Annotated in this window: 10 protein-coding genes and 1 pseudogene; 5 read left to right on the top strand and 6 right to left on the bottom strand. The window is 47.1% G+C overall.

Annotated features, from left to right (window positions below; genetic code table 11):
• Positions 1–201 precede the first annotated feature (201 nt).
• The gene (gene nadC / locus ELR70_RS22260; RefSeq protein WP_054014748.1) at positions 202–1041 is read right to left on the bottom strand and encodes a carboxylating nicotinate-nucleotide diphosphorylase; all 840 of its coding nucleotides are present in this window, start codon (positions 1039–1041) and stop codon (positions 202–204) included.
• 189 nt (positions 1042–1230) lie between these two features.
• On the opposite strand from nadC, the gene ampD reads away from it, so the two are divergent.
• Together ampD and ampE are read left to right on the top strand one after the other, a co-directional pair.
• Positions 1231–1773, top strand: coding sequence for a 1,6-anhydro-N-acetylmuramyl-L-alanine amidase AmpD (gene ampD / locus ELR70_RS22255; protein ID WP_054014747.1), 543 nt, complete (start codon positions 1231–1233; stop codon positions 1771–1773).
• Between the two features lie 5 nt (positions 1774–1778).
• Positions 1779–2663, top strand: coding sequence for a beta-lactamase regulator AmpE (gene ampE, locus ELR70_RS22250; protein WP_054014746.1), 885 nt, complete (start codon positions 1779–1781; stop codon positions 2661–2663).
• A gap of 35 nt (positions 2664–2698) precedes the next feature.
• On the opposite strand, the pseudogene ELR70_RS22245 reads toward ampE, so the two are convergent.
• Positions 2699–5202 (bottom strand): annotated as a pseudogene (locus ELR70_RS22245) (PilZ domain-containing protein).
• 136 nt (positions 5203–5338) lie between these two features.
• Here ELR70_RS22245 and radA point away from each other — a divergent pair.
• Together radA and ELR70_RS22235 are read left to right on the top strand one after the other, a co-directional pair.
• Complete coding sequence (gene radA / locus ELR70_RS22240) at positions 5339–6709, top strand: DNA repair protein RadA (RefSeq protein WP_054014744.1); 1371 nt, start codon at positions 5339–5341, stop codon at positions 6707–6709.
• Positions 6710–6724: 15 nt separating this feature from the next.
• Positions 6725–7642 (top strand): hypothetical protein, encoded by a 918-nt coding sequence (locus tag ELR70_RS22235; RefSeq protein ID WP_054014743.1) that lies wholly within the window; start codon positions 6725–6727, stop codon positions 7640–7642.
• 61 nt (positions 7643–7703) lie between these two features.
• On the opposite strand, the gene ELR70_RS22230 is transcribed toward ELR70_RS22235, so the two are convergent.
• Positions 7704–9041, bottom strand: coding sequence for a peptidoglycan DD-metalloendopeptidase family protein (locus tag ELR70_RS22230; RefSeq protein ID WP_054014742.1), 1338 nt, complete (start codon positions 9039–9041; stop codon positions 7704–7706).
• 162 nt (positions 9042–9203) lie between these two features.
• Here ELR70_RS22230 and tyrS point away from each other — a divergent pair, with 162 nt between their 5' ends.
• Positions 9204–10403, top strand: a complete 1200-nt coding sequence (tyrS, locus tag ELR70_RS22225; RefSeq protein ID WP_054014985.1) for a tyrosine--tRNA ligase — start codon at positions 9204–9206, stop codon at positions 10401–10403.
• Positions 10404–10463: 60 nt separating this feature from the next.
• Here tyrS and ELR70_RS22220 read toward each other — a convergent pair whose 3' ends face one another.
• The 3 genes from ELR70_RS22220 to ELR70_RS22210 form a co-directional block, all read right to left on the bottom strand.
• Positions 10464–11414, bottom strand: coding sequence for a cobalamin biosynthesis protein (locus ELR70_RS22220; RefSeq protein ID WP_054014741.1), 951 nt, complete (start codon positions 11412–11414; stop codon positions 10464–10466).
• Position 11415: 1 nt separating this feature from the next.
• Complete coding sequence (gene mtnN / locus ELR70_RS22215) at positions 11416–12123, bottom strand: 5'-methylthioadenosine/S-adenosylhomocysteine nucleosidase (RefSeq protein WP_054014740.1); 708 nt, start codon at positions 12121–12123, stop codon at positions 11416–11418.
• Positions 12124–12250: 127 nt separating this feature from the next.
• Positions 12251–12841 carry a DUF2726 domain-containing protein gene (locus ELR70_RS22210; protein ID WP_054014739.1) on the bottom strand — a complete coding sequence of 197 codons (591 nt, stop codon included), beginning with the start codon at positions 12839–12841 and terminating at the stop codon, positions 12251–12253.
• Between the last annotated feature and the right edge of the window lie 105 nt (positions 12842–12946).

Genomic DNA, 12946 nt, shown 5'->3' with positions numbered 1-12946 from the left:
GACAGTTTAGGTCTTTTTTCTGTTCACCCGCGATCATCCGTAGTATCTACACCTTTAAATAACAGCTGTTAATACGGTGCGCTGGCATTGAATCAAGAACACGAATAATTTATGTGCTAATTATTTGTTCGTATTAAAAAGAGTTTTCTTGATCTTGTCAACGAACCGGCTCTGTATTTTCTTACAAAGCCGTTACACCTGTTACTCAAAGCGCATAGATAAGTCTATACTCTGGAGGTGTTTCGTCAATGCGCCGCTGGAAATGTAATCAACACCTGCTTGCGCATACGTCGCCAGTTTATCTAACGTCATATTACCCGACACCTCCAGCTTAGCTCTACCCGCAGTATGTTTAACGGCAATTTGAATGTCCTCAACGGTAAAGTTATCGAGCATAATGATATCGGCACCAGCTTCAAGTGCTTGTTGCAGCTCGTCCAGATTCTCTACCTCGACTTCTACCGGTTTGTCCGGATGGTTATGTCTGGCTTGTGCAACCGCTTTGTCAATTCCACCACAGGCGGCAATGTGGTTTTCTTTGATCAGGAAAGCATCAAACAGCCCGATACGATGGTTTTTGCCGCCCCCACAGGTAACAGCATATTTTTGCAGAGCGCGTAGACCTGGGATTGTTTTACGTGTGTCCAGCAACTGAGTATTCGTGTCAGCCAATGCTGCTACATAGTGTGCCGTAGATGTGGCTGTCCCAGAGAGGGTCTGAACAAAATTCAGTGCAGTGCGTTCCGCTGTCAGAATCGCGCGTGCGCTCCCGAGAGCTTCAAAAATACGTTGATTTGGCTGCAGCTTGTCTCCGTCAGCGACAAGCACTTTTACCTTAACACTGGGATCAACTTGTCTGAACACCTCGAGGATCAGGTCTTTACCGCAAAAAATGCACTCTTCACGTGTGATCACATAGGCTTGTGCCTGCTGTGAAGCTGGGATCAGGGCGGCGGTAATATCGCCATCTGCGGCATTTTGGTTATTCAGGTCTTCATCAAGTGCCAGCTTAACTAGCTGGGCGAGCTGTTCATTTAACATGGGCTATCTTGGCTTTGTGATTCAATAACCTAATTCTACTGCGTTAAGTCCGTTAATGACAACGTCGTTTAACAGGGTCAGGGGAGCTTGCCTTTCTACTCGCCAGATTTGGGTGTCAAAATAACATAGTGAAAGCATGGCAAACTTGCTAAGGTAATAACAATATTGATTAGCTAAGTGGTTCTATTCATGCAGTTAAATTGGCTTGATGGTGCACTTCAACGTCACTCGCCACATTATAATGAGCGTCCGGCAGAGTGTTGGCCTTCACTATTGGTGATCCATTGCATTTCATTGCCTGAAGGTGAATATGGTGGTGATCATATAGACAATTTATTTATGGGGACGCTCGATTGTCAGGCGCACCCTAGTTTTGAATCATTGCGTGGGGTCAGGGTGTCTGCACATTGCTTGATCCGTCGTGATGGCACTATTGTCCAGTATGTCCCGTTTGATAAACGGGCCTGGCATGCAGGTTTATCAGAGTTTGCCGGGCAAGCGAACTGTAATGACTTTAGCATAGGCATTGAGCTGGAGGGCACTGACAGGTCGCCCTATACCGAGGTGCAATACCAGGCGTTGGCTAAACTCACAGTGTGGTTGCAGCACAGGCTTCCTGAGCTGACTAAAGAGCGTATTGTGGGTCATAGTGATATTGCACCAGGCAGAAAGAAGGATCCCGGAGTCGCGTTTGATTGGGATAAATATTTTGCGTTGATAACGAAAGAGTAGCGGACATGATGTTAATTTCTATCATAATTGCTTTAGTGATCGAGCGTTTAGGCGCCCGCTCAGAGCATTGGCAGATTGATTTCTATTTAGGAAAGTATCTGACCTGGAGTAAAAAGCAGCTAAGTGAGAGGGGGATTTTTGGCTCTGATCTCGGTGTAATGATCTGGTTTATTGTGCCTACTGTGCTGATTGCTTTGGTATTTCATTTCTCTGATTTTGTGTTATTCCAGTTAGTGTTGAATGTACTCATATTGCTAGTTTGCTTTGGGTGTGGTCGTTATCGCCGACTGTATAAAGGTTATCTCAATGCATTGACTCGTGGTGATTCCGAAGCCGTTACGCTTTATGCATTGCAGATGGGGCAAGAACGCACGGAAACAGAACGTAATGGCGAAACGTTTGGACAAACCTTAGTCTGGATTAATTTTCAGCACTACTGCGCGGTAATGTTCTGGTTTGTTGCATTGGGTGCGCCGGGTGCCGTGCTTTATGCAACTGCGCGCTCATTGGTCAGTACATTGACTGAACGCCAGGAAGAAGACATGTCGGCACAGGTGGCGCAGGTGCGCAGTACTTTGGGGGCACATATACAACGCTTCTCCAAATTACTATTTTGGCTTGATTGGTTGCCTGCCAGAGTTGCCAGTTTTGGTTATCTGATCATAGGTAACTTTACCCAGGGCACCGGGTGTTGGCTCAAATATTTGCTCGATTTTGAAACTTCAAACCGGCGCGTGGTGAGTGATATTGCATTAGCAGCTGAGCAGATAGAGCAGCAGTTTTTTGGTTGTACTTACGAAGCGACCTGCATGATGCGCCTGGTTAAACGCAACATTCTTTTCTTTTTGGTACTTACTGCCTTACTGACCCTGTTTGGCGGCCTGAGTTAGGCATGTGGTGCATAATACCTGACAGAGTGTCTCTGTCAGGTGCCAGGTTGAGTTGATAACCAGGCTTTTTTGCGCTCTGACATAACATCCAGCTGGTTTTGATCCACGTCCAGAGTAGGCAGGATCTGCTCCGTAACGTCTATCAGATCACAGACTCCGGCGACATTCCACAGTGCTTCTTCGAGTCCCTTTGCTTTATGTATTGCATAATGACTAACATACCTTAGCTCGTTGGCCAGGTAGTCCATATCTGGACGCCCGGTTTTTGATATATACAAATGAAAAACAAACAGTAACTCTTTTTTCAATGCTCGCTTAATGAACAGGAATAAGGGTTCGAACGATTCTCCCGCAGCAACACATTGGCTTTTTAGAGCGTCTTTCAGTTCAGAGGCTTGCGGATCAAAGCGCAGAAATACAGTGTATTGCAGGGGCTTGTCCTGACGTGATTGTTTGCGCAGCCGCTCACTCAGATATTCACCAATGAAGTCGCTGGGTAACAGGCCATGTGTCTGGACATATTCCTGATGGTTATGATTGATCACCTCTGAGAGTAAAATTGTATGGAGTGCTGTAGGGTAGAGCCCCTGGCCTATTGCACCAATCCTAAAATGGGCCGCTGCTTTGTGCAGGTACAGAGGGAACTGGCAAATACTCTTGGTGACCATATTACGCAGAGCATGGGACAGACCGGGGATCCTTGGTGCTTCTTCGCAGGGCTGAAGCTTATTTTTATTGCTTTCAATCAGGATCTTGAAAAACGTAATGGCGGTATGCTGCACATTGCTGAGAATATTCACCTTGAGGTTAATGATGGTTTTTGCTTTATTGACAGCCATCACCTCATATCTGAGTTTCGTCAGGTTATGTTGTTTAGTGATTTTCTGCAGCTCGGGTAGGTCGAGGTGTACAATATCTCCTTTGTGAAGCGTCGTGGCCTCTTCCAGTGCCACTTGTAAGCCCATTACTGAGAAGTCTCGGGTGTAGCCGTGTAAAGCTTGTCCGTCGTCTTGTACCACCGTGGCTGCGGTTTTATATAAATAGCGTTTGTGCGAGCGCAGGTTAACATATTCAAGTGCTACAACTTCGAGCGGGGGCGGGACTTTTGCCTTGCCGTGACCGAACTGCTTGATTAGGTTGACCTGCTCTTTAGGGTATTGCAATGCCTGATAGTAAGCGGTTTGCTGCTCAGTAGTAATATCGCTGAGGGTCATCAGATACTTGACGTTTTCTATCAGCCCCTGTACGCGAGGGGTGGGGCGCTTATTGAGCTTTTCTACATTCTTGCCCGCACTGGATGGCAGCGACAGAGGAATAAAGGCATCTTCATGATGACTTGGCATAAGCTGCACTTTAAAGATCCGCCAGCTGTCTTTTTGACTGCCAAAGCCCATAAACAAATCACGCAATTCCGCAGACTTTTTCAGCTCCCAGTCAAAGGCAGAGTAAAAGTAGATTTTACCGTTTTACCATGCGTGAAGGTGTAGCAGAAAGCTTCTTTTACGGGTTCCGGGCGCTGCAGCAACATATCCAGACGTTGCTGATTAAAAACGCTATAAAGAGAGGAGGTCTTGCGCTCATCCTCAAAATAGTAGTTGATGTGTGCATTGTTTTCATTGGTCAGGACCAAGCTTGGGTAGAGCATGGTGTTGGCCTGGCTGAAAAATACAAACAGGGAATTAACGCGCGGTAAGTAGTATTGTTCATAGCCCTTACACACAACAGCATCCATTGTATTATCCAGGTTGATTTTATAACGTCGTTTGTTGCCATGGATAAAGCTTTGCAGGAAGTCGTCAAAGCCGCTGTTGTTCTCCACAAACGTACGTTTGAGGCGAACATGATTATACTCATTGGATACAGGGTCAACGGCGACGACTTCGTACTGGATGCCGCTTTTCAGGCCCAGCTCAAAATCTTGCTCCAACCCGACCAGTCTGAGCGACACCAGATCCCCTTTATGCAGATGATAGTTTGGTGCCAGCTTAATTTTGGCACCACTGAGCGATATGTCCGAGGTACTGGCATTGGCGAGCCGTTGATTACCAAACTCGACGGTGATCTTGATTGAATAGTTCATCCGCTCTTCGATGCGGCTTTCATAAGAAGCAAAGCGGATATATTGAGTTGCCAGAGAGACGTCCAGTCCGGTGACATCTTCATCTTGCTGCTGGGCAGCCTGTTTCTGCATCACCTTAAAATTGTTGTCGGTGTTCATGACCGCTTCGTATACGGCCAAGGTATAACCGCCATAACGGGCGACTTCCTGTTCGAACACCCGAATAGCAACATCGTCCATAAAATGTTGCTTACCTTCGTATTCATAGGGTTTAACTTGACCTGAAACCTGGCCGCGCAGGTCAATAAAGCGGGCAACGGGTTGCGACAGCCGAGTCATTTCCATTTTCAGCAAGAACTGATCGGGCTTACTGAGTTGCGCCGTTTTTTGCTTGAAGATAAAGTCAAAATTAGGATCGCCTAGATCAATCTTTAATTCATCTATTAAGTCTTGGTATTGTTGTAATTTATCTTCAGCCATAGGTACACATTTTAAATCAGCAGATCTTACCCGGTTATTGTTTTAGCCTTTGCCAAATTTATGTCAGTATTAACGCTTACTGTTGAACTAAGCTTAATTGAGTTTTAATTTAAGCAATAACTATGCCTTGATTTTTATGGGAAAAAAGAAAACCGCATTTGTCTGTAGTGATTGTGGAGCGGAATTTGCTCGATGGCAAGGGCAATGTTCTGAATGTAAAGCCTGGAATACGATTACTGAGTTCAGAGTCCCTTCTGTAAAAGCGGCTCCACGGGCCGGAACTATGGCTGGGTATGCCGGTGTCGTCGAAGCTAAAGTTCAGACGCTGGATGAAGTCAACCTCGAATCTTTGCCAAGATTTACTACTGGATTCAAAGAGTTCGACCGTGTGCTCGGTGGTGGGGTGGTGCCTGGTAGCGCCATTTTGATTGGTGGAGAACCCGGTGCCGGTAAGAGTACTTTGCTGTTGCAGACCATGTGTTTGCTTGCCGAGACTATGTCTACCCTATATGTAACGGGTGAAGAGTCTTTGCAGCAGGTTGCGATGCGGGCCAAACGCCTTGGCCTGCCAACCAACAAACTACGTACCCTGGCCGAAACAAACGTTGAGAGCATTTGCCAGCTGGCATTGCGTGAAAAGCCGGCCATTATGGTCATTGACTCCATTCAGGTGATGCACATGAGTGATGTGCAGTCCGCACCGGGCAGTGTTTCTCAGGTGCGAGAAAGCGCCGCTTACCTGACCCGTTTTGCCAAGCAAAACCAGGTTGCCATTATTATGGTCGGCCATGTGACCAAAGATGGATCTCTGGCTGGACCTAAAGTGCTGGAACATTGTATCGACTGCTCCATTTTGCTTGAAGGCAGTAGCGACAGTCGTTTCAGAACTTTGCGTGGTAACAAGAATCGATTCGGTGCTGTCAATGAGCTTGGGGTCTTTGCAATGACAGGTCAGGGGTTAAAAGAAGTCAGTAACCCTTCTGCTATTTTCCTCAATCGCGGAGAAGAGCAAACTCCAGGTTCTCTGGTGATGGTGATCTGGGAAGGTACTCGGCCATTGCTGGTGGAAGTGCAGGCGCTGGTGGATTACTCCCAACTGGCCAATCCGCGACGCGTGACGGTCGGCCTGGAGCAAAATCGATTGGCAATGCTGTTAGCCGTACTGCATCGTCACGGTGGTTTGCAGGTAGCGGATCAGGATGTGTTTGTGAACGTGGTGGGTGGGGTTAAGGTATCTGAAACCAGTGCTGACCTGGCATTAATAGCGGCGTTGGTGTCCAGCTTTAAAAATCATGCGCTGGAGCGCCAGATGGTGGTGTTCGGCGAAGTTGGCCTTGGTGGAGAGATCCGCCCGGTACCCAGTGGCCAGGAAAGGCTGCGCGAAGCCGCGAAACATGGTTTCAAACGTGCTATTGTACCCATCGCAAATAAACCAAAGGACGCCATTGAGGGCATGGAGGTCGTTGCCGTTGCCAGCCTCAGTGATGCACTTGAAGCCTTGTTTTAAAGGAAACTCACGAAAATGAAAAAATCTACGATCATGCTGGCACTCGGTGGTGTAATGTCAGCCGCTGTTGTTGGTGCGCATATCTATGCTAATCAGCAGGCTGAACTCGTTATTGAGCAGCAGATCACACAATTTGCAGAACAATCTGACATGCTGATCGAGTATCAGGGAACGTCGTACAACTTGTTTACCAATACTGTTAAAGTGCAGTCTCTGGTGGTCAAAGATGCTACTGAGCAACAGGCGCTGTTAAACATCGGTGAATTCAGTTTACAGGGCTATGAAGCAGATAAAATTAGCGACTTTACCGAGGTCAAACTGACCAATGTGACACTAAGCCCGGCCATTGCAGCTGAGCTCGAACAGCAATCTACCGCTTTGGCTGGCACACACTTCGCACTCACATCGTCTATGCGTTACGATGAACACAGTGGCGACAGTCAATTTAAATCGGCGATTGAGGCTGCGGGTGTTGTTGGTCTTGAGTTTAACTTTGATCTTGGCAACAGTGCTGAGCTGATGAGTACGTCACTTGAGATGCAGCAACAGGGAGCAGAGATGACTTTGGAGCAGGAATTGCAAATGCAAAGCAAGCTGCTTTCTGCAATACAATCCCTTGAACCGCAAAAGCTAACCTTTGCAATTGACGGACAGCCAAAGCTGGAACTATTAGTTACAGAACTACTAACCAGTAAAGGACTGACAAAAGAGCAGTTTCAGCAGATGCTGACAATGCAACTTGCTCAGGTGCCGGTTTCTGAAGAAGCCAAGCAGGGGCTCAGTGGTTTTGCGGCTGGTCTAAATGCGCTGGAGGTCAATGTGTCGTTAGATGAGGCGATGGACTTCAACGCATTTTCTCAGCAAGTTCAGTCTCTGGCTGCTGATCCTGAGGCACTTGAAAAGTTCTTAAATCTGAAAATAACAGGCTCTTGAGTCAGGTTGTTAAACAGCAAAAAGCCACCTCTCGGTGGCTTTTTTGCATTAGGGCGTTTGATTAATTATTCAGAGCCAGCATCAGCTCGCGATTTCGCTCCAGCTTAGCCAACATTTGTTGCGCCAGAGGCTTAAAGGTTGTCAGTTCAGCTGCTGGTAATGGCTGTGATTTTGGCAGCTTAACCGTACGCGGATTACGATGTACGCCATTTACCAAGAATTCATAGTGAAGGTGGGCACCAGTAACGCGGCCGGTAGCACCAACGGTACCAATCTTCTGGCCCTGTTTAACCTTCTGACCTTGTTTTACGTGACGCTTATGTAAGTGCAGGTATTTAGTCACATACTGGCTACCGTGCTGAATAAACACATAATTACCATTCAGACGGTTGTAGCCAGATTTTATGACTTTACCATTACCAGCCGACACCACTGGAGTGCCTGTTCTGGCGGCATAGTCAATACCGCGGTGGGCCGATACGCGACCGGTGACCGGATGCAAGCGACGCGGGTTGAAATTAGAGCTTATATATTTGAAATCAACCGGAGCACGCAGGAAAGCTTTTTTCATGCTGCGCCCTTCAGGGGTATAAAAGTCACCGTCAGAGTGGCGAACTGCTGTATAACGCTCTCCCTGGTTGATGAATTCAGCAGCGATAATTTTACCCGTACCAATCTCTTCACCGTCAACAAAGTGCGACTCATATATCAGTGTAAAACGATCGCCTTTGCGAATATCATTGGCGAAGTCGACATCCCAACCGAAGATATGGGCAAAGTTCATGATCTGGCGTTCCGATAAGCCCGCGGTAATCCCCGCAGTCCAAAAACTGGACTTGATCTCACCACCTGCGGATTTTTCGACCGTTTCAATTTCTTTGCTTTCTATGCGTGTAGCGTAATTACCTTCATCGGTCCGGCTTATCAACAGAGTGTCTGTTTTGGACAACACATATTTAAGCTGCAGCAATTCACCTTGCTCATCGCTAGCAAAACTAAGCACCTCACCTGGGTGTATTTTGGTCAGCTTGCGTGTTTCTGCGTTGGTATTGACGAGCTTATGAAGTGTCTGTGCCGAATAGCCGGCACGTTTGAAAATGACAGCCAGACTATCGCCGTTGCGTACCTGGTGGTCTTTGAAGTCGTATTGGGTAGCTTCCGGGACAACCGGTTCCGCTATGTTTGCAGGCGCTTCGCTGAGCTCAGTGAGCTCTGATTGTTGCTCACCGACGTTGAGTGGCAGCTCATATCTTTTGCCAACTTCGAGCGCGCTTTTGTCGTGATCTCGGGAGGCTGTTGCCTTCTCAGATGGGATGAGTGCAATAGCGACCATTGCTGACAGCAAGCCCAGGATCAGCAACTTGTGTTTTTTTGGGAGTTTGTGCACTGCATGTACCATAACGTGCCTTTTCCGCTGTCAAGAATTATTGCAAATAATAGTGCAGCATATACGTAATAATGCGCAAATACCAGTCTTTTATACATTTAAACTGCCCCGAATATAAGCTAAAATCGGGCGATTAACTGATTAAATTGTTGGAGTGAGGTTGGCGTGACAACTGTGGACATAGAAACGGCACTGGCAGAGATAAAGCGTGGTGCTGAAGAGATTCTGATTGAAGAAGATTTAAAGGAAAGACTGAAATCTGGTAAAAAGTTGCGGATCAAAGCCGGATTTGATCCAACAGCGCCAGATCTACACCTGGGCCATACTGTCCTTATCAACAAGCTAAAAACTTTCCAAGACTTAGGTCATGAGGTCATTTTCCTGATCGGTGATTTCACTGGCATGATTGGCGATCCGACTGGTAAAAATGTCACGCGCAAGCCGCTTACACGTGACGATGTTCTGGCTAATGCTGAAACTTATAAAGAGCAAGTATTTAAGATCCTGGATCCAGCTAAAACCACCGTGGCGTTCAATTCCGAGTGGATGGAAAAATTAGGCAGTGCGGGCATGATCAAGCTTGCAGCACGTCAAACGGTTGCCCGTATGCTGGAACGTGATGATTTCAAAAAGCGTTATGCTGGCGGTCAGTCAATTGCCATCCATGAGTTCCTTTACCCTCTGGTTCAGGGGTGGGACTCCGTAGCGCTGGAAGCGGATGTTGAGCTGGGTGGTACCGATCAACGCTTTAACCTGCTGATGGGCAGGGAGTTACAAAAAGAAGAAGGTCAGAAGCCGCAGACCGTGCTGATGATGCCACTGCTTGAAGGTACCGACGGTGTGCAGAAGATGTCTAAGTCTTTGGGTAACTACATTGGTATCACAGATGCACCAAACGATATGTTTGGTAAAGTGATGTCGATTTCTGATGAGCTGATGTGGCGCTACTATGAGTTACTTAGTGCTAAATCTCTGGAAGAGATTGCTGGTCTGAAAGAAGAAGTGGCAGGTGGTCGCAACCCTCGAGACATTAAAATCGAGTTTGCCAAAGAAATGATCGCACGTTTCCACAGCGAAGCGGATGCTGAGGCGGCGCATCAGGACTTTATCAAACGCTTCCAGAAAAATGCATTGCCAGATGATATCCCTGAAGTGACCATTACCATCGCGGAATCGGCGACTTTTATTACCAATGTATTGAAAGAAGCAGGTCTGGTAGCCAGTACTTCAGAAGCCATGCGCATGATCAAACAAGGCGCGGTTAAACTCAATGGTGAAGAGAAAGTCACTGACTCTAAACTGAGTGTGGAAAAAGGCTCAACTGCGATTTATCAGGTTGGTAAACGTAAATTCGCCAAAATCAGCGTTGAATAATCTGACCAGCTGATCAAGCGAATACGAGCATAAAAAAGGCGAACCATCAGGTCGCCTTTTTTAATGAGTCAGAATATTAACGGTCAACCAGCATAAACACAGTGCGCAGAGGAAAAACCAGCGCATGGTCGCCAGTAACTTCAGCATCAGTGCTATGGTCTCGGGTTCAGGCGGGGTATCGCTGCCAATGCGCATATTGTCAAAGCGCTGTTGCTGATAAAAGCGGGGTCCTGCCAGTTGTGTGTTCAGACTCGCCGAGAATAACGTTAAAATCCAGCCTGAGTTACCGGGCCGGTAAAACTGGCCATAATGCCTGAGGTAATGGAGTGTTTTACTCAGGTTTTGTGTCAGTGCCATCATCAGGACTAATGTTCTTACGGGTAACCATTCAAATACCATCAAACACACTTGCAGAGGTTTCATAAACGAAGTATCCGGTTGCATCTTGCTGCGCCATGCCTGATCACACATTAGCATCAGTTTATAGCTCAGGGCCAGTAAAGGTCCACCAATGAGATAGAAGACAATCACCACATAAAAGTGTCTGATCCCCCGCAGTGCCAGACTATCCAGGCAAGCCTTGCAAATGCCCATGGCAGAGAGTTTTTCGACATCTCGTTTGACCATAGCACTTAGCAACTGGCGCGCGGCGGCCTTTTGTTGTTGCTTTACTAAAATGGCAATACGCTTTGCACGGCGCTCATGCTGGATATCAAGACAAAGAAACAGTACCAGGCCGCCAAGCCACTGGGGATAGAAAGATAAATAGCCGAGTGTTGCGAGTAAGATCAAAGTGGTCAGGATTGGCAATACAAATGCGAGACTACCGGATAGCAACTGATAACCTGCTGCTGCTTTTGGTCGGTAGACTTTCTGTGCGAGATTCGCAAACAGCAAGGTCATGAGCACGTTGGGATGATACAGACTGGAGGTTCTGAATCCTATTGCGCTGAGTGTAGCCAGTAGAAATATCAGCAAGCCCGTATGGGCTTGCAATTGGTCAGTTAACACCTTAAAGCGAAACCTGATCCAGCTTAGCCAGCAGAGCAGTAACCAGCTTTGAGGAGTTTACTGAGGCAATTTCCAGATAAGCTTCGAACGACTGCGGCGATTCTTTGCCTGCGATATCAGACAATGAACGGATCACAACAAAAGGGGTGTTTAACACATGGCAAGCTTGCGCGATTGCTGCGCCTTCCATTTCAACGGCAAGCATCTCAGGGAAGTCCTGACGCGTTTTGTCGATACGTACGGGATCGCACATGAAGGAGTCGCCTGTACAGATTAGACCAACTTTAGTCTGAATACCTGTCAATTCACCGACACTTTGCTGAGCGGCATCAACCAGGGCTGCGTGTGCGCTATAGCCTGCTGGCATTTGCGGGACCTGACCCAGTTCATAGCCAAATGCGGTAACGTCTACATCGTGATGTTTCACTTCTGAAGAGATCACCACATCACCGACATTGAGTTCGGGGTCGAAGCCACCGGCAGAGCCTGTGTTGATCACGCAATCAGGCGCATAGTTGTCGATAAGCAAAGTGGTAGCAACGGTCGCTGCGACTTTACCGATACCAGACTGAACCAGCGTGACTTCATGACCACCTAGTTCACCATGGTAAAAGGTAAACCCGCCCTTGGTTGCGGTTTGTGTGTTTTTCATTGCGCCACGCAGGATAGTGACTTCCTGTTCCATGGCGCCAATAATGCCTACTTTCATAGTCTTCTCTTATTTTTTTACTGTGCTGCTCATTATATATCATAAATGGGCGCTGAGAATATGGAGTTAGGTGGGGAAAGGGTTTTGCTGTCAGCCCATATGATGGGCTGACAGCAAATAGGCGTGGCTATATCTCGGCTAACTGAGTGGCTGCGGCCTTGGCCTGAGAGGGCGAGAGTACCGCAGGCTTGTAATTGCGATTGCGCGGCTTGCTTTGTGGTTCTGGCTTTTTACCCAGTTTGAACAGAATTGCAGCACGCACTTCTGCACTTTTATAACCACTTTTGACCTTCATGCGAATGTGCGGTATGCCGGCAGATTCCAGAGCGCCACTGACAAACCAGTCTTTCTGCGCTTTGTGGCCGTTCTTGTTGGCGTTGTTAACCAAATCGACTGCGGCAACAATATTCAGGGTTTCTTTATCAACCAATACGTAATCTAGCTGTTTATTTTGTGCTTTAGTGATGGCTGAACGACGCGCCTTTTTAGACAAGCCAGGTTTGCACTCGATGATCTCAATCAGTTTGACCCGGCTCACAACCTTAAACTTGTCACCCACTGAACGCTCTAACAGCTGCAGGAAAGAGGCCTCTACTGTTGTAAATACAGACTCTTTTCGATTAAACGGATAGGGATTACCACCGGTATCCGTATACTTTGAAATAACAATGGAAGCAATAACGACCAGCGCAAGAATAGATAGTAATGTTAGTTCCATAAATCACTCCACGACAACAATTTGACTTGGTGATTATTAAGCAAAGAGCGTGCCTAAAGTGATTTTTGGTGAAGATAATGATGGGGTTTGCTCGGTAGATTACTG

The sequence above is a fragment of the Pseudoalteromonas sp. R3 genome (assembly GCF_004014715.1).
In the GTDB taxonomy this organism is placed as follows: Bacteria; Pseudomonadota; Gammaproteobacteria; order Enterobacterales; family Alteromonadaceae; genus Pseudoalteromonas.
Note: the sequence above shows the minus strand (reverse complement) of the source record. Positions and strands in the feature narration are given on the sequence as shown.

What these genes read in the sequence shown, in the direction of transcription:
- nadC (WP_054014748.1), bottom strand. Translation starts at nt 1,041, where the DNA reads ATGTTAAATGAACAGCTCGCCCAGCTAGTTAAGCTGGCACTTGATGAA.
- ampD (WP_054014747.1), top strand. Translation starts at nt 1,231, where the DNA reads ATGCAGTTAAATTGGCTTGATGGTGCACTTCAACGTCACTCGCCACAT.
- ampE (WP_054014746.1), top strand. Translation starts at nt 1,779, where the DNA reads ATGATGTTAATTTCTATCATAATTGCTTTAGTGATCGAGCGTTTAGGC.
- radA (WP_054014744.1), top strand. Translation starts at nt 5,339, where the DNA reads ATGGGAAAAAAGAAAACCGCATTTGTCTGTAGTGATTGTGGAGCGGAA.
- ELR70_RS22235 (WP_054014743.1), top strand. Translation starts at nt 6,725, where the DNA reads ATGAAAAAATCTACGATCATGCTGGCACTCGGTGGTGTAATGTCAGCC.
- ELR70_RS22230 (WP_054014742.1), bottom strand. Translation starts at nt 9,041, where the DNA reads ATGGTACATGCAGTGCACAAACTCCCAAAAAAACACAAGTTGCTGATC.
- mtnN (WP_054014740.1), bottom strand. Translation starts at nt 12,123, where the DNA reads ATGAAAGTAGGCATTATTGGCGCCATGGAACAGGAAGTCACTATCCTG.
- ELR70_RS22210 (WP_054014739.1), bottom strand. Translation starts at nt 12,841, where the DNA reads ATGGAACTAACATTACTATCTATTCTTGCGCTGGTCGTTATTGCTTCC.